Source organism: Micromonospora sp. NPDC007208 (assembly GCF_042869175.1).
Classification (GTDB): domain Bacteria; phylum Actinomycetota; class Actinomycetes; order Mycobacteriales; family Micromonosporaceae; genus Micromonospora; species Micromonospora foliorum.
This window is the reverse complement of record NZ_JBIAFG010000001.1, coordinates 497309-517274: the sequence shown is the minus strand read 5'-3', so window position 1 is coordinate 517274 and position 19966 is coordinate 497309. Positions and strand designations below refer to the sequence as shown.

Annotated in this window: 18 protein-coding genes; 14 read left to right on the top strand and 4 right to left on the bottom strand. The window is 72.1% G+C overall.

The window, feature by feature from the left end; translation table 11 throughout:
* Positions 1-105: 105 nt before the first annotated feature.
* Positions 106-1305 carry an ROK family protein gene (locus ACFYL6_RS02140; RefSeq protein WP_387166247.1) on the bottom strand — a complete coding sequence of 400 codons (1200 nt, stop codon included), beginning with the start codon at positions 1303-1305 and terminating at the stop codon, positions 106-108.
* Between the two features lie 238 nt (positions 1306-1543).
* On the opposite strand from ACFYL6_RS02140, the gene ACFYL6_RS02135 reads away from it, so the two are divergent.
* The 5 genes from ACFYL6_RS02135 (at position 1544) to ACFYL6_RS02115 (ending at position 6923) form a co-directional block, all read left to right on the top strand.
* Positions 1544-2842, top strand: coding sequence for an ABC transporter substrate-binding protein (locus tag ACFYL6_RS02135; RefSeq protein WP_387166245.1), 1299 nt, complete (start codon positions 1544-1546; stop codon positions 2840-2842).
* Between the two features lie 70 nt (positions 2843-2912).
* On the top strand, positions 2913-3905 hold the full coding sequence (locus ACFYL6_RS02130) for a carbohydrate ABC transporter permease (RefSeq protein ID WP_387166243.1): 993 nt from the start codon (positions 2913-2915) through the stop codon (positions 3903-3905).
* Positions 3898-4737, top strand: a complete 840-nt coding sequence (locus tag ACFYL6_RS02125; RefSeq protein ID WP_130401223.1) for a carbohydrate ABC transporter permease — start codon at positions 3898-3900, stop codon at positions 4735-4737. Before ACFYL6_RS02130 ends, ACFYL6_RS02125 begins: the two co-directional genes overlap by 8 nt.
* Before the next feature lie 29 nt (positions 4738-4766).
* A complete protein-coding gene (locus tag ACFYL6_RS02120) occupies positions 4767-6143 on the top strand; it encodes a GH1 family beta-glucosidase (RefSeq protein ID WP_387166240.1) in 1377 nt (458 codons plus the stop codon).
* A gap of 111 nt (positions 6144-6254) precedes the next feature.
* Positions 6255-6923: a TMEM175 family protein gene (locus ACFYL6_RS02115; protein ID WP_387166238.1), complete on the top strand. Its 669-nt coding sequence runs from the start codon at positions 6255-6257 to the stop codon at positions 6921-6923.
* On the opposite strand, the gene ACFYL6_RS02110 is transcribed toward ACFYL6_RS02115, so the two are convergent.
* The gene (locus tag ACFYL6_RS02110; RefSeq protein ID WP_387166236.1) at positions 6883-7491 is read right to left on the bottom strand and encodes an NTP transferase domain-containing protein; all 609 of its coding nucleotides are present in this window, start codon (positions 7489-7491) and stop codon (positions 6883-6885) included. The genes ACFYL6_RS02115 and ACFYL6_RS02110 overlap by 41 nt on opposite strands.
* 126 nt (positions 7492-7617) lie before the next feature.
* Here ACFYL6_RS02110 and ACFYL6_RS02105 point away from each other — a divergent pair, with 126 nt between their 5' ends.
* The 6 genes from ACFYL6_RS02105 to ACFYL6_RS02080 all read left to right on the top strand — a co-directional run bounded on the left by ACFYL6_RS02105 (position 7618) and on the right by ACFYL6_RS02080 (position 12900).
* On the top strand, positions 7618-8115 hold the full coding sequence (locus ACFYL6_RS02105) for a 2Fe-2S iron-sulfur cluster-binding protein (RefSeq protein ID WP_387166834.1): 498 nt from the start codon (positions 7618-7620) through the stop codon (positions 8113-8115).
* Positions 8112-9095, top strand: a complete 984-nt coding sequence (locus tag ACFYL6_RS02100) for an FAD binding domain-containing protein (protein ID WP_387166234.1) — start codon at positions 8112-8114, stop codon at positions 9093-9095. Before ACFYL6_RS02105 ends, ACFYL6_RS02100 begins: the two co-directional genes overlap by 4 nt.
* Entirely contained in the window at positions 9092-11182 is a 2091-nt protein-coding gene (locus tag ACFYL6_RS02095; protein ID WP_387166232.1) for a xanthine dehydrogenase family protein molybdopterin-binding subunit, read from the top strand. The genes ACFYL6_RS02100 and ACFYL6_RS02095 overlap by 4 nt, the downstream gene beginning before the upstream one ends.
* A gap of 28 nt (positions 11183-11210) precedes the next feature.
* A complete protein-coding gene (locus tag ACFYL6_RS02090) occupies positions 11211-11576 on the top strand; it encodes a helix-turn-helix transcriptional regulator (protein WP_091398629.1) in 366 nt (121 codons plus the stop codon).
* Positions 11576-12217 carry an SRPBCC family protein gene (locus ACFYL6_RS02085; RefSeq protein ID WP_387166230.1) on the top strand — a complete coding sequence of 214 codons (642 nt, stop codon included), beginning with the start codon at positions 11576-11578 and terminating at the stop codon, positions 12215-12217. The genes ACFYL6_RS02090 and ACFYL6_RS02085 overlap by 1 nt, the downstream gene beginning before the upstream one ends.
* 167 nt (positions 12218-12384) lie before the next feature.
* Complete coding sequence (locus ACFYL6_RS02080) at positions 12385-12900, top strand: NUDIX domain-containing protein (protein ID WP_387166228.1); 516 nt, start codon at positions 12385-12387, stop codon at positions 12898-12900.
* Between the two features lie 107 nt (positions 12901-13007).
* Here the strand turns inward: ACFYL6_RS02080 and ACFYL6_RS02075 are convergent, their stop codons facing one another.
* The gene (locus tag ACFYL6_RS02075) at positions 13008-14441 is read right to left on the bottom strand and encodes an ATP-binding protein (protein ID WP_387166226.1); all 1434 of its coding nucleotides are present in this window, start codon (positions 14439-14441) and stop codon (positions 13008-13010) included.
* A gap of 28 nt (positions 14442-14469) precedes the next feature.
* Positions 14470-16128 carry an FAD-dependent oxidoreductase gene (locus ACFYL6_RS02070; protein ID WP_238661189.1) on the bottom strand — a complete coding sequence of 553 codons (1659 nt, stop codon included), beginning with the start codon at positions 16126-16128 and terminating at the stop codon, positions 14470-14472.
* Positions 16129-16279: 151 nt separating this feature from the next.
* Between ACFYL6_RS02070 and ACFYL6_RS02065 the strand changes: the two genes are divergently transcribed.
* The 3 genes from ACFYL6_RS02065 to ACFYL6_RS02055 all read left to right on the top strand — a co-directional run bounded on the left by ACFYL6_RS02065 (position 16280) and on the right by ACFYL6_RS02055 (position 19889).
* Positions 16280-18508 carry a hypothetical protein gene (locus ACFYL6_RS02065; RefSeq protein ID WP_387166224.1) on the top strand — a complete coding sequence of 743 codons (2229 nt, stop codon included), beginning with the start codon at positions 16280-16282 and terminating at the stop codon, positions 18506-18508.
* 147 nt (positions 18509-18655) lie between these two features.
* Positions 18656-19147: an SsrA-binding protein SmpB gene (smpB, locus tag ACFYL6_RS02060; RefSeq protein ID WP_124856073.1), complete on the top strand. Its 492-nt coding sequence runs from the start codon at positions 18656-18658 to the stop codon at positions 19145-19147.
* Between the two features lie 349 nt (positions 19148-19496).
* Complete coding sequence (locus ACFYL6_RS02055; protein WP_387166222.1) at positions 19497-19889, top strand: SCO5389 family protein; 393 nt, start codon at positions 19497-19499, stop codon at positions 19887-19889.
* Positions 19890-19966 lie beyond the last annotated feature (77 nt).

The window sequence follows — 19966 nt, the reverse complement described above, 5'->3', positions numbered from 1 at the left end:
TTGCGGCGAGATTGCGACGGCGTCAAGACATCGATCTATAACTTCGTTATTTATCCCGAGGATCTTTTTTGTGTAATTTGCCGTCGGTGGCGCCGTCGCCTCCGCTCAGCGGCGGACGCCGCCCTCGGTGAGGAAACGGGCGATCGGCAGGGTGGCCGCGCCCAGCGCCACCGCGTCCACCCCGAGCCGGCACAGCTCGATCGACGCCTGCTCGTACGGCTGGCGCAGCGCCTGCCGGCCGGCCGCCTCCCGTACGGCCGGCAGCAGGTCGCCGAGGGCCATCGCCGCCCAGCCGCCGAGCACCACGCGCTCCGGGTTGAACAGGTTGATCAGGTTGGCCACCCCGGCGCCGAGGTAGCCGGCGGTGTCGTCCAGCACCCGTCGGGCGGTGGCGGAGGTCTCGGCGGCGGCCACCAGCGCCGCGATCTGGGACTCCTCGTCCTCGCCCGGCACCGGTCGACCCCGGCGCGCCTCCCGGTAGCGGTCGATGATCGCCTCCGCCCCGACGTACGCCTCCAGGCAGCCGCGCGCGCCGCACCGGCAGGCGCGGCCGCCGTACACCAGGGTGGTGTGCCCCCACTCCCCCGCGCTGCTGGACGCGCCGCGGTAGGTGGCGCCGTTGGTCACCACCGACGCGCCCACCCCGGAACCGACCAGCGCGAAGACGGCGTGCCGGGCGCCCCGGCCGGCGCCGAACCACATCTCGGCCTGGCCGAGGGTCTTGGCGCCGTTGTCGATGTGCAGCGGCAGGCCGGTGCCGGCGCCGATGAGCCGTTCCAGCGGCACCCGGTCCCAGCCGAGGGCCTGGGCGTGCACGACGGCCTCGGTGCCCTGCTCGACCACACCGGAGACGCCGATGCCGACGCCGAGCACGTCGTCGGGGGCCACCCCGGCCGACCCGGTGACCGCGTCGATGCCGGCCAGCACGTGCCCGGCCACCAGGTCGGGTTCGGTACGGGCCGGGTCGAGCGGGTACTCGACGCTGGCCAGCAGGGTCATCGCGAAGTCGAACAGCTCCACCCGGACCCGGGTCTCGCCGACGTCCACGCCGACCAGGAAGGCGAAGCGGGGCGCGATCCGCAGCAGCATGCTGGGCCGGCCGCCGTCGGACTCGGCGGCACCGGCCTCGGCGACCAGCCCTTCGTCGATCATGTCGGCCACCACGTTGCTGACCGCGGGCTGGCTCAGCCCGGTGCTGCGCACCAGGTCCTGCCGGGTGAGCGGGCCGTCCAGGAAGAGCTTGGTCAACAGGGCGGACCGGTTGCGCAGCCGCACGCTGCGGTTGGTGGCACGCGCCAGCTCCACTCGTCACCTCGTTCCCGTCGGCCGTTCGAGGCGACTGTAACCGCCTCGTGCTTGACGACCCACCGACCAGCAACTTTAATGACGACATAAATTAAGCCGTGATGTAACTCCCGGGAAACGCCGACGGACCCCGACGGCGCACCCCCGACCCCTGTCCGCAGCCGGCCGCCCGTCGCCTCACAACCCCTATCGGCGACGGAAGCCGGCGGACCCCCACCACGCACCGGAAGGGCTAACCGTGTCGAGACGACACCTCGGGATATTCACCGCCGCCGTACTGGCCGCCGCCTCGTTGACGGCCTGCGGTGGCTCCGGCGACGACTCCGCCGCAGGCGCCAAGACGCTCACCTACTGGGCCAGCAACCAGGGCGCCAGCCTGGAGGCCGACAAGACCATCCTCCAGCCGGAGCTGGACAAGTTCGAGAAGCAGACCGGCATCAAGGTCAACGTTGAGGTCGTCCCCTGGCCCGACCTGCTCAACCGACTGCTGGCCGCCGCGACCTCCGGCAAGGGCCCGGACGTGGTCAACATCGGCAACACCTGGTCGGCGTCGTTGCAGGCCACCGGCGCGCTCGTCGAGTTCGACGACGCCACCCTGCAGGCCGTCGGCGGCAAGGACCGGATCGTGCCCGCCGCGCTCGCCGCCGCCGGCGCCCCCGGCAAGCCGCCCGCGGCCGTGCCGATCTACAGCATGGCGTACAGCCTGTACTACAACAAGAAGTCGTTCGCCGACGCCGGCATCACCGCGCCCCCGACCACCTGGGAGCAGGTCGCCGAGTACGGCAAGAAGCTGAGCACCGGCGGCAAGTGGGGCCTGGCGATCGAGGGGGCCAACCCGTCGGAGAACGCCCACCACGCGTTCGCCTTCAGCCAGCAATACGGCGGTGAGTGGTTCGACTCGGCCGGCAAGCCGACCTTCGACACCCCGCAGAACGTCTCGGCGATCAAGCGGTACATCGACTTCATGGCCGCCGACAAGATCACCAACCCGAGCAACGCCGAGTACGCGCAGAACCAGTCGGTCTCCGACTTCGCCAACGGCAAGGCCGCCATGCTGCTCTGGCAGTCCGCCGGCTCGAACCTGAAGACGCAGAACATGCCCGCCGACGCGTACGGGGTTGCCCCGGTGCCGTTCCTGGCCAACCCGCCGGCCGGCGGCAAGAAGGTCAACAGCATGGTCGCCGGAATCAACATCGCGGTCTTCAAGCACACCAAGAACAAGGACGGCGCGCTGAACTTCGTCAAGTTCATGACCAGCGACGAGGAGCAGACGATCCTCAACAAGACGTACGGCTCGCTGCCGGCGGTGAAGACCGCGGCCTCCGACCCGGCGTTCAGCGCCCCGGAGCAGAAGACCATCCAGGAGACTCTGGTCACCACCGCGGCCCCGCTGCCGCAGGTGCCCGAGGAGAGCACCTTCGAGACCCTGGTCGGCACCGCGATGAAGGAGTTGTTCGCCGACGCGGCCAGCGGCAAGCCGGTCACCGAGGAGTCGGTGAAGGCCAAGCTGACCGACGCGCAGCAGAAGATGCGCTGACCGAGGCGTCACCGGTGGCCGTGGTCGGGCGCTGAGCCCGGCCACGGCCACCGCCTCCGAGAGGACCCCGATGGCAACCAGCACCACCGCGCCGGACGCCGACCGGCGCGAACCCCGGGCCGGGTCGCCGGCCCGGGGGCCGGTCCGCCGGCCCCGCGGCCCCCGCCGCTCGCTCCTGCCCTACCTGCTGCTCGCACCGGCCGTCGTGCTGGAACTCGCCATCCACGTGATCCCGATGGTTGTCGGGGTCTGGATGAGCCTGCTGGAGCTGACCCAGTTCCACATCCGCGACTGGTCCACCGCCCCCTTCATCGGGCTGGAGAACTACCGGGCGACACTCGACCTGAACAGCGCCGCCGGCAAGGACCTGCTGCACTCGTTCTGGATCACCCTGGCCTACAGCCTGCTCTCGGTCGGGTTCGCCTGGCTGCTCGGCATCTCGGCGGCGGTCGTCCTGCAACGGCCGTTCCGTGGACGGGCGATCCTGCGGGCGCTGTTCCTCACCCCGTACGCGCTGCCGGTCTACGCCGCCGTGATCACCTGGAGCTTCCTGCTGCAACGCGACACCGGCCTGGTCAACCACGTGCTCGTGGACCAGCTCGGGCTGATGAACGAGCGGCCGTTCTGGTTGATCGGCGACAACAGCTTCTGGTCGCTGCTGCTCGTGTCGGTCTGGCGCAACTGGCCGTTCGCGTTCCTGTGCCTGATGGCCGGGCTGCAGAACGTTCCCGGCGAGCTGTACGAGGCCGCCGCGATCGACGGCGCCGGGTTCTGGCGCCGGCTGCGCTCGGTCACTCTGCCGATGCTGCGGCCGGTCAACCTGGTGCTGCTGCTGGTGCTGTTCCTGTGGACGTTCAACGACTTCAACACCCCGTTCGTGCTGTTCGGCGGCTCCGCGCCGGCGCAGGCCGACCTCATCTCCATCCACATCTACCGAAGCTCCTTCAAGACCTGGGACTTCGGCTCCGGGTCGGCGATGTCGGTGGCGCTGCTGCTGTTCCTGCTGGTCGTCTCGGCCGCGTACCTGCTGATCACCAACCGTCGGAGGGACGACCATGCGTGAGACCGCCGGTGAGCGCTGGGGCCGGCGCATCGTGCTGACCCTGCTCGCCCTCTTCGTCGTCATCCCGCTCTACGTGATGGTCACGTCGGCGGCGAAGCCGTTGCAGGACGTCCAGAACGGCTTCACCTGGTGGCCCAGCCGGCCCACCCTGCAACCGTTCGTCGACATGTGGAGCACCGTGCCGCTGGCCCGGTACCTGGTGAACAGCCTGGTGGTGTCCAGCATCGCGGCGGTCTGCTCGGTGGCGGTGGCCATCTTCGCCGCCTTCGCGGTGAGCCGGTACCGGTTCCGCGGCCGGGGTGTCTTCTCGGTGACGGTGCTGTCCACGCAGATGTTCCCCGGCATCCTGTTCCTGCTGCCGCTGTTCCTCATCTACGTCAACCTGGGCAACGCCACCGGCATCGAGCTGTACGCCAGCCGTACCGGCCTGGTCATCACGTACCTGACCTTCTCGCTGCCGTTCTCGATCTGGATGCTGGTCGGCTACTTCGACTCGATCCCCCGAGGTCTGGACGAGGCGGCGCAGGTCGACGGCGCCGGTCCGCTGCGCACCCTGTTCCAGGTCATCCTGCCGGCCGCCGTGCCCGGCGTGGTCGCGGTCACCGTGTACGCGTTCATGACCGCCTGGGGTGAGGTGCTGTTCGCGTCGGTGATGACCGACGAGGGCAGCCGCACCCTGGCCGTCGGCCTCCAGGGCTACTCCACCCAGTTCAACGTCTACTGGAACCAGATCATGGCCGCCTCTCTGGTGGTCAGCATCCCGGTCGTCGTCGGATTCCTGGCCCTGCAGCGCTACTTCGTCGCCGGCCTCACCGCCGGCGCGGTCAAGTGAGTCATCCAACCCCAGAGGAGAACCGACCCGTGCCCGACCTGTCCAAGCTGCCACCCGACTTCCTCTGGGGTGTCGCCACGGCGGCGTACCAGATCGAGGGGGCCGTCGACGCCGACGGCCGGGCGCCGTCCATCTGGGACACCTTCTCGGCGACCCCCGGCAACGTCGACAACGGCGACACCGGCGCGGTGGCGTGCGACCACTACCACCGGTGGCCGGAGGACCTGGCGCTGCTGCGCCGACTCGGCGTGGACGCGTACCGGTTCTCGGTGGCCTGGCCCCGGGTCATGCCCGACGGCGTCGGGCGGGTCAACGCCGCCGGGCTGGACTTCTACGACCGGCTCGTCGACACGTTGCTCGCCGACGGGATCCGGCCGTTCGTCACGCTCTACCACTGGGATCTGCCGCAGGCTCTCCAGGACCGGGGCGGTTGGCCGGAGCGGGCCACCGCCGAGGCGTTCGCCGACTACGCGGCGGTGGTCGCCGCCCGCCTCGGTGACCGGGTCGCCGACTGGAACACCGTCAACGAACCGCTCTGCGTGTGCTGGATCGGGCACCTGGAGGGGCGGATGGCCCCGGGTGAGCGCGACCTCACCCGCGCGGTGCACGCCTCGCACCACGTGCTGCTCGGGCACGGCCTGGCCACCCAGGCGATCCGCGCCAACGCCGCCCGGCCGGCCTCGGTGGGCCTGGTGCTCAACCTCAGCCCGATCGAGGCGGCGACCGACCGGCCCGAGGACGTCGCGGCGGCCCGCCGGGCCGACGGGCACGTCAACCGGTGGTGGTTGGACCCGATCCACGGGCGCGGCTACCCCGCCGACATGATCGCCACCTACGGTGTCGAGCCGCCGGTACGAGGCGACGACCTGGCGGTGATCGCCACGCCGACGGACTTCCTCGGGGTGAACTACTACTTCCGTCAGCTGGTGGTCGACGACCCCACCGGCGCGGCCCCGTACGCCCGGCAGGTGCCGGTGCCCGGCTCGGTGGAGACCGCGATGGGCTGGGAGATGTACCCTGCCGGCCTGGAGCGGCTGCTCGTCGACGTGCACGAGGAGTACCGGCCGGCCCGGATCATCGTCACCGAGAGCGGCTCGGCGTGGCCGGACGAGGTCACCGCGGACGGCACGGTGGAGGACAAGGAGCGCACCGACCACCTGGAGCAGCACCTGGCCGCGTGCGCGTCGGCGGTGGCCCGAGGGGTTCCCCTGGACGGCTACTTCGTCTGGTCGCTGCTGGACAACTTCGAGTGGGCGTACGGCTACGACAAGCGCTTCGGGCTGGTGCACGTCGACTACGCCACCCAGCGCCGGACGGTGAAGGCGAGCGGTCTGCGCTACGCCGAGCTGATCCGCGCCCACCAGCGGCTCGCCCGCACGACCGGCACCGCGACGCCGGTGGCCTGAACGGGGGCGGGACGGGAACGGCCGCCTGGGGTGTCGAGCCTGGGCGGCCGTTCCCGTCCCGATCGGACGAAACCGCCGCCGACCGTGTCACCGAGTGGCTAGCCTGCGGCAATGTCCGCAGCACCCGACGAGGTCGAGCAGCCCGATCCCCAGGGGCGAGTGTCCGCCACCGACCGGATGACGGCCTTCAGCGACGGCGTCTTCGCCATCGTCATCACGCTGCTGGTCATCGAGTTGCGGGTGCCGGAATACCACGAGGGGGAGCTGCTCACCGGCCTGCTCGACGAGGGCGCCTCCTACCTGGCCTTCGTGGTGTCCTTCGTCTACATCGGGGTGCTCTGGCTCAACCACCACGCGCTGCTGCGGCTGATCCGCGGCACCACGCTCACACTGAGCTGGATCAACCTCGGCGTGCTCTTCGGCGCGGTGATCATCCCCTTCCCCACCGCGGTGCTGGCCTCGGCGTTCACCCACGGCGACACCGACGACCAACGTGCGGCCGTCGCCCTGTACGCGCTGGCCGCGGCCCTGATGTCGGCACCCTGGCTGGTGTTCTTCGGCTACCTGCACCGCCACCCGGCGCTACTCGAGCGCCGGGTCAGCCCCGAGTACGTGCGAACGCAGCGGCTGCGACCGGTCACCGGCCTGGTCCTGTACGGGCTCAGCGGTCTGCTCGGCTGGTTCGTCAGCCCGCTGCTGGGCCTGATCGGCGTCATCGTCATGATCACCTATCACGCGGTCACCAGCGAAGGGCTGCCCCGCTGGCTGACCCGCCGCTGACCGGGCGGAGTCGGAGCAGATCGGCCGGGATGTCCACGTCGGCCGGGGAGCCGACGTCGTCGCAGGGCACCTCGACCACCAGGTCCGGCCGGTCGCGCAGCAGGTCGCGGGCGCCCCGGTCGCCGACGGCGTACCCGCTCAGCAGCGGCCAGGTTCGTCGAGTCAGCAGGATCGGGTGCCCGGGTCGGCCGGCGTAGGTGGCGACCGCGATGACCGCGCCGCCGGCGTACGCCGCCCGCACCCGGCGCACCGCGACCGGGCTGAGCAGCGGCTGGTCGACGAGGACCACGACGACGGCCGACACATCGGCCGGCAGCGAGGCCAGGCCCCGCAACAGCGACGAGCCCAGTCCGTCGGACCAGCGGTCGTGCCGCACCGGCACCGCGCCGGGCAGGTCGGGTACCTCGTCGGCGCCCGCGCCGAGCACCACGTGCACGGGCGCACAGCCGCCGTCGCCGAGCAGCCGGATCGCGCGCCGCACCAGCGGCTCGCCGTCCAGCTCGACAAGCGCCTTCGGTCGGCCGTAGCGCCGCCCGGCGCCGGCGGCCAGCAGCAGTCCGGCCGTCACCGTCGTCACCTCCCGTACGAAGCGCTTTGCGTTATTCGCCCTGAGATATACCGACAAAGCTAGTCTGGGCCGGTGCAGGGCGGACCGGAGAACGCGACGACGACCGACGAGCGCCACTCGTCCCGGGTGACGGTCGAGGTCAACGGCGCGTCCCGCGAGGTGACCCTGGACAACCGCACCACCCTGCTCGACGCGCTGCGCGAGCACCTCGACCTGACCGGGGCGAAGAAGGGCTGCGACCACGGCCAGTGCGGCTCCTGCACGGTGCTGCTCGACGGCCGGCGGGTGAAGAGTTGCCTGGTCTTCGCGGTCACCGTGGACGGCCGGTCGGTGGTGACCGTCGAAGGGCTGGCCGGGCCGGACGAGCTGTCCCCGTTGCAGGCCGCCTTCATCGCGCACGACGCGTTCCAGTGCGGCTACTGCACCCCCGGGCAGCTCTGCTCCGCCCGCGGCATGCTCGACGAGGTCGCCCGGGGTTGGCCCAGCGCGGTCACCGGCGACCTGAACACGCCCGGCGAGCTGACCGACGCGGAGATCCGCGAGCGGATGGCCGGCAACCTGTGCCGCTGCGCCGCGTACCCGCACATCGTCGCGGCCGTGCGCGAGACGGCGGCGTCCTCGTGAGGGCCTTCCGCTACCACCGACCCGCCGACGTGGCCGAGGCGGTCGCCGTGCTGACGGCCGAACCGCAGGCCGCCTACCTGGGCGGCGGAACCAACCTGGTGGACCTCATGAAGCTCGGGGTGCAGCGCCCCGACGTGCTGGTGGACGTCACCCGGCTCCCGCTCGACGCCGTCGAGGAGCTACCCGACGGCGGGCTGCGGATCGGCGCGACCGTCCGCAACAGCGACCTCGCGGCCCACCCGGTGGTGCGCCGCGACTACCCGGTGCTGGCCCGCGCCCTGCTCGCCGCCGCCTCCGGACAGCTGCGCAACATGGCCACCACCGGCGGCAACCTGTTGCAGCGCACCCGCTGCGTCTACTTCCAGGACACCGGCAAGGCGTGCAACAAACGGGAGCCGGGCAGCGGTTGCGCCGCCCTGCACGGCCAGAACCGCGACCTGGCGGTGCTGGACTGGTCCGAGCAGTGCGTCGCCACCCACCCGTCCGACCTGGCCGTCGCGCTGGCCGCCCTCGACACGGTGGTGGAGGTGCACGACGCCGACGGCCCCCGGGACATCCCGATCGCCGAGCTCTACCGCTCCCCCGGCACCCACCCGGAACGGGAGACCACCCTGACCCGGGGCACGCTGATCACCGCCGTCCGGCTACCGCCACTACCGGCCGCGCGCCGCTCGACGTACCTCAAGGTGCGCGACCGGGCCTCGTTCGCCTTCGCCGCCGGCTCGGTGGCCGCGGTGCTGGACCTCGACGGGGACGTGGTCCGCGACGTGCGGCTGGCGTACGGGGCGGTGGCGCACCGGCCGTGGCGGGCGTACCGGGCCGAAGCGGAGCTACGCGGTCGTCCGTTCAGCCCGGAGCTGGCGGCACGGGCCGCCGACGCGGAGCTGGCCGAGGCGCGCCCGCTGCGGCACAACGGGTTCAAGCTGCCCCTGACCCGGGCCATCACCGTACGGGCGCTCACCGAACTGGCGTCGTCGTGAGCACCGGCGCGGTCGGACGGGCGTACCCCCGTTTGGAGGGCCCGGCGAAGGTCACCGGCACGGCCCGGTACGCGGTGGAGTACCCGGTGGACGGGGTCACCTACGGCTGGGCGGTCCCGTCGGCGGTGGTGCGCGGCCGGATCACCCGGATCGACACGACGGAGGCGCTGGCGTCGCACGGTGTGCTGGCCGTGGTGCACCACGGCAACGCGCCCCGAATGGCGCCCGGCCCGCAGCCGGAGCTGCGGCTGTTGCAGGAGCCGACGGTGCACTACCGGGGGCAGTACGTCGCCGTGGTGGTGGCCACCACCCTGGAGGCGGCCCGTGAGGGCGCCCGACTGGTCCGGATCGACTACGACACCGGCCCGCACAGCACGGTGCTCACCGAGGACCACCCCGGCCTGTACAAGCCGGACCAGGTCAACCCCAGCTATCCGACGGACACCGCCGAGGGCGACTTCGACGCCGGGTACGCGGCCGCCCCGGTGCGGGTGGACGTCACCTACCGGACGCCGGCGTACCACAACAACCCGATGGAGCCGCACGCCACCACCGCGCAGTGGCACGACGGACGGCTCCTGGTGCACGACTCCACCCAGGGCGCGACACCGGTGCGCGCCACCCTCGCCGAGCTGTTCGAGCTGCCGCCGGAGTCGATCCGGGTCGTTGCCGAGCACGTCGGTGGCGGCTTCGGCAGCAAGGGCTACGCCAAGGCGTCGGTGGTGCTGGCCGCCCTCGCCGCCCGGCACGTGGACCGCCCGGTCAAGCTGGCGCTGACCCGCCAGCAACTGTTCGGGCCGGTCGGTTACCGCACCCCCACCATCCAGCGGGTCCGCCTCGCCGCCGACACCGACGGTCGGCTCACCGCCATCTGCCACGACGCGGTCAGCCAGACCTCGACCGTCCGAGAGTTCGCCGAGCAGACCGCCGTCTACACCCGCAGCATGTACGCCGCACCGCACCGCCGCACCACGCACCGGTTGGTCCGCCTCGACGTGCCCACGCCGTTCTGGATGCGCGCGCCGGGCGAGTGCCCCGGCGCGTACGCCCTGGAGTCCGCGATGGACGAGCTGGCCCTCGCCGTCGGCATCGACCCGGTGGAGCTGCGCGTCCGCAACGACACCGCTGTCGACCCGGACCAGGGACGCCCGTTCACCAGCCGCAACCTGGCGGCCTGCCTGCGCGAGGGCGCGGAGCGCTTCGGCTGGGCCGGCCGTGATCCGTCGCTCCGGTCCCGGCGCGACGGGCGCTGGTTGATCGGGACGGGGGTGGCCGGGTCGAGCTACCCGGCCCGGGCCCGGCCATCCTCGGCGACGGCCACCGCCCGGCCCGACGGGAGCTTCCTGGTCCAGATCAACGCCACCGACATCGGCACCGGCGCCCGGACGGCGATCTGGCAGGTGGCCGCCGACGCGCTCGGGGTGCCGCCGGAGCGGGTGGAGATTCTGATCGGTGACACCGCGCTGCCGGCCGCGGCGCTGGCCGGCGGCTCGATGGGAACCGCCAGCTGGAGCTGGGCGGTGATCCGCGCCGCGCAGGCGCTGCGCGAGAAACTGCGCGACGGCGGGCCGCCGACCGGCGAGGTGACCGCCGAGGCGGACACCACCGAGGAGGTGGGCGGGCAGCCCGCGCTGCCCCGGTACGCGTACGGGGCGCAGTTCGTCGAGGTGCGGGTCGACGCGGACACCGGCGAGGTACGGCTGAACCGGATGCTCGGGGTGTTCGCGGCGGGGCGGGTGGTCAACCCGACGACGGCGCGCAGCCAGCTCATCGGCGGCATGACGATGGGCCTGTCGATGGCGCTGCACGAGGAGGGCCTCCTCGACGAGCGGTACGGCGACTGGGTCAACCACGACCTGGCCACCTACCACATCACCGGCTGCGCGGACGTGGAGTCCATCGAGGCGTACTGGCTGGACGAGCGGGACGACGAGCTGAACCCGGCCGGGGTGAAAGGGCTCGGCGAGATCGGCATCGTCGGCGCCGCGGCGGCGGTCGCCAACGCGGTGCACCACGCGACCGGCGTGCGGATCCGGGAGCTGCCGATCCGGCTGGACAAGCTCATCGGAGTATCAGACTTGGCTTAAATAAGCCGGTGGTGATACAACTGTCGACGTGCACGCCTTCGACGTGCTGGGCGATCCGGTCCGGCGCCGCATCCTGGAGCTGCTCGCCGGTGGCGAGCAGACCGCCGGTGCGGTCAGCGCGGTCATCCGCGAGGAGTTCGGCATCTCCCAGCCCGCCGTGTCCCAGCACCTCAAGGTGCTACGCGACAACGGCTTCGCCACCGTGCGGCCAGAGGGCACCCGGCGGCTCTACGCGGTCGACCCACGCCCACTGCGCGAGGTCGACGGCTGGCTGGAGCACTTCCGCCGGTTTTGGACCCCACCCCTGGCGGCACTCGCCACCGAGCTGGCCCGGGGCCGACGTGAGCGTCGGCTACGCGGGCCCGCCGACCCACCCGACGAGAGGAACACCTGATGTTCGACGCCACCGAGCAGATCAACGCCGTCCAGCGCAAGGTCGGCAGCCGCACCCTGGAAGCCGGCGAGGCGCGGGTCACCACGATCAGCCAGACCTACCAGGCGACGGTCGAGGATCTGTGGGACGCCTGCACCAGCGCCGAGCGCATCCCGCGCTGGTTCCTGCCGATCTCCGGTGACCTGCGGCTCGGCGGCACGTACCAGCTCCAGGGCAACGCCCACGGCACCATCGAGAGCTGCGAGCCGCCGCACCGTTTCACCGCCACCTGGGAGTACGGCGACGAGGTGAGCTGGATCGAGGTGCGGGTCACCCCGGTCGGCGACGAGCGGGCCCGCCTCGACCTGGACCACATCGCGCACGTCGACCAGGACCGGTGGGCCCAGTTCGGGCCGGGCGCGGTCGGTGTCGGCTGGGACCTCGGCCTGCTCGGCCTCGCCTCGCACCTGGCCGGCGACGGCAGCGGGATCACCCCCGAGCAGAGCGCCGAGTGGACCGCCTCCGACGAGGGACGACGGGCCATGGAGCTGAGCAGCCACCTGTGGGGCGAGGCGAGCATCGCCGCCGGCACCGACGCCGACGAGGCGAAGGCCGCCGCCGAACGCACCACCGCCTTCTACACGGGCAACCCGGCAGCCTGAGCACGCCCCGGTATTTACGGGCGACGACCTGGCTGGGCGGCCCGGCATTGCGGGCGGCGGCCCGGCATTGCAGGCGGCGGCCCGGCATCGCGGGCGGCGTTTCAGGCATCGGGTAGCGGTCGAGCGCCGAAGGCGGCGGCGTGGCGGTCGGAGTAACGTGCTGCGGCATGACCGGCACGCCGTACTCGCACTGCTCCTACTGCGGCGCCGCCTACCCGGCGACCGCCGGATGGCCGCGAGTCTGCGCGGTCTGCGGGGAGACCGTCTGGCGCAACCCGCTGCCGGTGGCGGTCGCGGTGCTGCCGGTCCGTACGGCCGAGGGCCTGGGTGTGGTGGTGGTCCGCCGGGACATCGAGCCGGCCCGCGGCCTGCTCGCGCTGCCCGGCGGCTTCATCGAGTACGGCGAGGAGTGGTCCGACGCACTCGTCCGTGAGCTGCGGGAGGAGACCGGCCTGATCGCGGCGGCCGAGGACGCCCGCCTCTTCGCGGTGCACGGCGCACCGGCCGGTGGCACGATGATGATCTTCGGAGTGCTGCCCGAGCGGGCGGCCGAGGACCTGCCACCGTCAGCGCCCACCGAGGAGGCGACCGAGTGGCTGGTGCTCACCGACCCGGTCGAGCTGGCGTTCTCCACCCACACCCGGGTACTAGCCGACTTCCTCACCCCCGGTCCCCCCGCCTGACCGCCCCCACCCCCGCGATCTTGCACTTACTGTCCCGACACAAGGGGCGTCGCGCCGCAATTCGACGACTGAAACTGCAAGATCGGCGCGGGGGACGCGCGCGGACTTCAGTCCGGTGCGCCCTCGGTGATCGGCAGCAGGACCCGGAAGGTGGTTCGTCCCGGCTCGGTCTCCACCCGGATGTCGCCGTGGTGTTTGTGCACCACGATCCGGTACGAGATGTCCAGCCCCAGGCCGGTGCCCGCGCCGACGGGCTTCGTGGTGAAGAACGGCTCGAAGATGCGCGGACGCACCTCCGGCGGGATGCCCGGCCCGGTGTCGGTGATCTCCACCGCCAGCAGGTCGCCGACCCGTCCGGTGCGGACGGTCAGCACGCCCTTCTCGCCCATCGCGCCCAACGCGTTGTCGATGAGGTTGGTCCACACCTGGTTCAGCTCGGCCGCGTACGCCGGGACGGGTGGGAGGCCGCGGTCGTACTCGCGGACCAGCTTGACCTCGGCGGGGATCTTGCCCTTGAACATCACCAGCGTGGCGTCGAGCAGGTCGTGCACGTCCACCACCCGGTGCGGCGCGCGGTCCAGCTGCGAGTACTGCTTGGCGGCGTCCACCAGCCCGGAGATCCGGGTGACCGCGTCGCCGATCTCGCGCATCAGCAGCTCGGTGTCGACGGTGTAGGTGAGCCAGCGCACCGCCGCCTCCAGGTCCGCGGCGCCGACCGCGGCCTTCACCTGCGCCAACCAGGCCGCGTCGAGCCCACCACCGACCAGGATCGGCGCCAGGTCCCAGGCCCCGCCGACCCCGTGCTCCTCCAGCCAGTCGGTGAGGGTGTCCTCGGCGTCGGCGGTTGCCATCGGGGTCAACTTCGGCGCGGTGGCCACCCGGGCGACCGCCTCCTCCTGCAACGCGACCAGGCCGTGCAGGGCACTGCCGTCGAGCCGCCCGTCGGCGATCATGGCGAGCTTGTGCCGCATCCCGGCGACCCGGTCGCGCAGCACCGACGTGGCCCGCACCGCCGCCGCGGCCGGGTTGTTCAGCTCGTGGGTCAGCCCCGCCGAGAGCGAACCGAGGGCCAGCAGCCGCTCCCGCTCACCGACGATGGCCTGACTGTCCCGCATCCCGAAGAACAGCCCCTCCAACAGGTGCATGGGCATCGGGAACCAGGACCGCAGGGCGTACGCGATGTCCTCCGCCGGCAGCACGAAGAACTCCGCGTCGGTCACCGCCCGCAGGCTGTTGCGGTAGATCTGCTCCACCTGGTCGCCCAGGTACGCCTGAGTGGCCCCGCCGTACACCCCGCGCTGGTCGGTCCGGCTGACCTCGACGTCGTCGCCGCGCACCAGGCGACTCAACGCCACCGCCCCGCGCACCAGCACGAAGAAGCAGGTAGCGGGCTCGCCCTCGCCGTACACGAGGGTGCCGCCGGCGCGCTGCTCGACCCGGCCGTGCTCGGCCAGCCAGTCGAGCTGCCCGTCGTCGAGCGCCTCGAACAGGAACAGGGTGCGCAACTGCGCCGGTGTCAGCCGGTCAGACTCGGTGGTCACTGGGACTCCTTCGCTCGCAAAAGCCAGCTCATTGGGCTTCCAGGTAGCGGTGCACCAGCGACACCGCCATCGCACCCTCGCCGACGGCCGAGGCGACCCGCTTGACCGACTCGGCCCGCACGTCCCCGGCGGCGAACACGCCCGGCACGCTGGTCTCCAGGTGGTACGGGTCGCGCGACAGCGACCAGCCGGCCGGCCGCCGACCCCCGGCGAGCAGATCCGGGCCGGTCACGATGAAACCGCGCCCGTCGCGGACCAGCACCCCGTCCAGCCAGTCCGTGCGGGGCTCCGCGCCGATGAAGATGAACAGCCAGGAGGTGTCGACCGAGCGTGCCTCCCCGGTGCGGGTGTCGCAGAGGGTGAGCCGTTCCAGGTGGTCCTCCCCCGCCCCGCCGACCACGGCGGTGTGCGGGTGCACGGTGATCCGGTCGATCCGTTCCAGCTGGTCGATCAGGTAACGCGACATCGAGTTGGTCAGGTCCGCACCACGGATGAGCAGGTGCACCCGCGACGCGTACCGGGAGAAGTGGACCGCCGCCTGGCCGGCGGAGTTGGCACCGCCGACGATGTAGACGTCCTGCTCGACGCAGCTCGGCGCCTCGGTGGCGGCGGCACCGTAGAACACTCCCCGCCCGGTGAAGTCGGCCAGCCCCGGGGCGTCGAGCACCCGGTACGACACGCCGGTGGCCAGCACCACGGTGTGCGCGGCGATCTCGCTGCCGTCGCCGAAGCGCAGCAGCCGGGCGCCGCCGGCCTCGCTGAGACCGACCACCTCCCGGGCGCTGAGCAGCTCGGCGCCGAACTTGACCGCCTGCCGCCGGGCCCGATCGGTCAACTGCGCGCCGGACACACCGTCCGGGAAGCCCAGGTAGTTCTCGATCCGGCTGCTCTGCCCGGCCTGACCGCCGGTCGCCCGTCGCTCCACGAGCACGGTGCGCAGCCCCTCCGACGCGCCGTACACCGCCGAGCCGAGGCCGGCGGGGCCACCGCCGATCACCACCAGGTCGTAGAAGTCACACGCCGGCACCACCGTCAACCCGGCCAGCGCGGCCAACTCGGCCTCGCTCGGCGCGACCAACGCCTTGCCCTCGGGCGTCACCACCAGGGGTACGTCCGCCTCGGTGGCCCCGGCCGCGTCGAGCAGCCGGACGCCCTCCGGGTCGTCGGACAACAACCACCGGTACGGCACCAGGTTGCGGGCCAGGAAGTCCCGGACCTTGAACGACGGCGCCGACCAGCGGTGCCCGACGACCCGGATCTCGGCGCTGGCCGCGTCCGGGGTGACCGCCCAGGCCTCCAGCAGCCCGTCGACCACCGGGTAGAGCTTCTCCTCCGGCGGGTGCCAGGGCTTGAGCAGGTAGTGGTCCAGGTCGACCACGTTGATGGCCTCGATCGCGGCGTCGGTGTCCGCGTACGCGGTGAGCAGCACCCGGCGGGCGGCCGGGAAGATGTCCATCGCCGCCTCCAAAAACTCGACGCCGGTCATCTCCGGCATCCGGTGGTCGGCCAGCAGCAGCGCCACCTGTTCACCGCGCAGTTTGACCTCGCGCAGCGCGTCCAGCGCCTCCGGCCCGGAGGATGCCCGCAACACCCGGTAGCGGTCGCCGTAGCGGCGCCGGATGTCCCGGGCCACCGCCCGGGACACCACGGGGTCGTCGTCGACGGTCAGGATCACCGGGTTCGCCATGGCGCCATGAAATCACCTGTCGAGGGTCGACCGCACCATCGCCGGGGCCCGGAGCACGGTTGACCGCCTCGCAGGCGGGTAAGCCGAGGGGCCGCGCGGGTGGCCGAACATCGACGACCCGCCCGGTTGCCGTGCACACCTCGGGGGGCCCATGCCGGACGCGACACCGACCGGACCGACCACGTCGGGCGGGATCGTGGAGCTGCGGGTGCACGGTGTCTCCGGCGCGGGGGCGGACCAGGTGTTGGACCGGCCACATGTGCACCAGGTCGCCGGGGACCGCAGCGGAGGATTCTACCGACCACGTCCCGGCTATCCCGACTCCACCGGGACGGACGGGGTGACGCTGGAGGCGTACCGCTGGGGTGACCTGCCGTCCGGCACGGCCGTGCGGACCCTGTCGCTGGTCTTCCTGTTGCCGTTCATGCTCTGCAACGTGGCGCTCTGGATGCGCCCGGCGAACACCGATTCGAAGCGCGGCTTCATGGCGCTGTGCCGGGTGCTCGCCCTCACCCTCACCGTGCTCTACGTGCTCTCCATCGTCGGGGTGGCGCTGGACCTGATCGCGTGGCGCTGCATGGACACCCCGTCCTGCCTGGCCGGCCGGAGCTGGCTGTCCTGGCTCGGCGGGCGCCCGATCGGGCTGCGTCTGGGTGTGTTGGCGCTCGTGCCGGTCGGCGCCATCGGGTTGGTCTGGTGGCTGGGCGCTCGCCCGGGCCATTCGTTCGACGCGTTCCGGACGCCGTCGACGCCGACGTCGAAACACCAGTTGAGCGCCGTCGGCCAGTGGGACGGCGAGCCGCTGGTGGGTCGGCTGCGCTCGGTCCACGTCGCGGCGGCGTTCGCCACGCTGAGCGGTAGCCTGCTGGCCGCGCGAGCCAGCCAGCACCGCTCGGCGGTGATGGCGATCCTGCTGGCGGCCACCGGGGCGGTGCTGCTGGCCTGCCTGGCCCTGGTCACCGTGGTGCAGAGCATTGACCGCACCGACCCGTCGCCCCGGGTGGACGGCGTCTTCCGCGCGCTACGCACGATCGCCTGCGGCGTGACGATGCTGGTGATCGTGCACGTCGTCATCAGCCCGGCGCCATGGCCGCAAGGCGGTGCGCTGCCCGGTTACAGCGCGATCGTGGCCTGGCTGTTCGTCAGCCAGACCGTACTGGTGGCCGCGCTCGCCACACTGGTGATCTGGCGGCGCGGCGGCGGGCAGCGCAGGTCACCTCTGCGCGCGTTGGGAGCGCCGGTCTTCATGACGATCTCGGCCGGGCTCGCCGTGGCGTTCTCCGCCGAGCTGGTCTACCGGGTGGCGGACCTGCTCGATCGCGACGGGACGACCGCGGACAGCCTGGAGACCAGCCCTCCGCTGGCGTACAAGTGGGCGATCTTCGGGTTTTTCCTGGCGGTGGTGACCGCGCTGCTGGTGGCCGGCCTGGTCACCAGGATCACCCGGCGTGGGCGGCGGCGGGCCGCGCGGGCGATCGTGGCCGCCGACTTTCCGCACGCGCCGCCGCAGGCGGCGGGGCGGCTGCGGCGGGTCGAGCAGTCGGTGGCCCGGGCCCGCTTCACCGAACGGTTGGAACCGCTCTCCGTGGTGTACGCCGGCCTGGCGGCGCTCGGCCTGGCCACCAGCGTGCTCGGCCTGCTCCAGCTCCTGCCGGGCGACGTGGCGCAGCGCTACGTCGGCGTGCCGGAAGGCATGGTCAACTTCCTGATCGGGTCGGGTAGCTACGTGATCGCCGCGATCCTGCTCGGCCTGGTGGTGGGCGGCATCTTCGCGTACCGGACAGCGCAGTTCCGTCGCTACGTGGGGGTGCTCTGGGACCTGGGCACCTTCTGGCCCCGGGCCGCGCACCCGTTCGCGCCGCCCTGCTACGCCGAGCGGGCCGTGCCGGAGCTGGCCAAGCGGATCACCTACCTGGTGGAGCAGGGGAAGGGTGTGCTGCTGGCCGGACACAGCCACGGCTCGGTGCTGCTCGCCGCCACGGTCCTGCAACTGCCCACCCGGGTCACCGGCCGGGTCGCCCTGCTGACCTACGGATCGCCGCTGGGCCGGCTGTACTCCCGGCTGTTCCCGGCGTACGCCGACGAACCGGCGCTGCGGGAGATCGGCGAACGGATCGGCTGGCGCTGGATCAACCTGTGGCGCGACACCGACCCGATCGGCGGCTGGATCTTCGCCTCCCACCGACCAGGGGAGGCCGAGACGCTGACCGGGCCGGCGGCGACCGTGGACCGACGGTTGACCGACCCGCAGGACGTGGTGCCGGCGCCCAGCGACAGCGTTCCCCCACCGATCCTGGGACACTTGCCGTGTGAGTCGCAGGAGGCGTTCGCGGACGCGGTACGGGACCTGACCGCGCGCCTACGCCCCGCGCGCGGCTGAGCCGGCCGGTACGGCTGCCCCGCGGCGCGGCCGGTACGGCTGCCCGGGCAGCGCGGCCGGTACGGCTGCCCGGGCAGCGCGGCCGGTACGGCTGCCCGGGCGGCGCGGCCGGTACAGGCTGCCCGGGCGGCCGGATATCGTCGCCTGGTGACCCCGTCAAAGCCGCCCGCACGCCGGTTGATCGCCTCGAACAAGAAGGCCCGACACGAGTACACCGTCCTGCGCACGTACGAGGCGGGCATCGTGCTGGTCGGCACCGAGGTGAAGTCACTGCGCGAGGGACGGGCCTCGCTGGTCGACGCGTTCGCGCACGAACGCGACGGCGAAATCGTGCTGTACGGCCTGCACATCGCCGAGTACGCCTACGGCACGTGGACCAACCACGCCCCGCGTCGCAACCGCAAGCTGCTGCTGCACCGCGCCGAGATCGACCGGATCCTGGACAAGGTCCGCGAGGGCGGGGTGACCCTCGTCCCGCTGTCGATGTACTTCGAGAACGGCTTCGCCAAGGTCGAACTGGCCCTCGCGAAGGGCAAGCGCTCGTACGACAAGCGGCAGACGCTGGCCGAGCGCGACGCCAACCGGGAGATCGCCCGCGAGCTGGGCCGGCACCTCAAGGGCCACCCCCGCAGGCCCTGACGCCTTCACGTTCGCCCACGACACGGTTCGTCCGTGCGGGCTCTCCGCGGGCGCTGTCGCGCGGGTCGTCGCGGGCGCCTTCGCGCGGGTCGTCACGGGCGCCTTCGCGCGGATCTTCGCGGCGCCTTCGCGCGGGATCTTTCGCATGCGCTTTGTGCAGGAGCCTTCGATGTTCCGCGCGTTGTTGCCGATGTCCACACGCGCTCTTCGCGGGCGCGCCTTCGCAGGTGCTGTGCGTGAGTCGCGGCGTGGCGCGCCGGGACATCGTTGACGTCGTCCGAGGGACGTGGTCTGCTCAGTCGGAGCCGTTGTTGAAAACGGTAATCATTAGCTACAGCGGAGGAGAACCATGTCGCTCACCGTCCCGCCCGCCCTGCTCGACGCCGCCGAACGCGGCCCCGTCGACGACGAGGCGTTCATTGCCTGCGTCCGTGACTCGCTGCCGTACGCCTGGGCCACCGTCAGCCGGGTGGTCGCCGAGTTGGAGGCCGGCGACGCCGAACTGGCCGACAACGTCGTCCCGCCGCCCACCGACGCCGACCGGGGTCAGTTGCTCCGCGCGCTGGCGAGCGACGCGATCCGCGCCGGCCTGGAACGGCACTTCGGCGTACGCCTGGCCTTCCAGAACTGCCATCGCGTCGCCGCGTTCCGCCCGGCAGCCGTCGAGGGTGAGCGCTACCGCCGCTTCGTGTCGACCCGCGGCCAACTGCTCAACCAGTCCCCCGAACTCCGCAACTGCTGAGCGGCGGGGGGGGGGGGGGGGCGCGCCCCCCCCCCCCCCCCCCCCCCCCCCCCCCCCCCCCCCCCCCCCACCCCCCC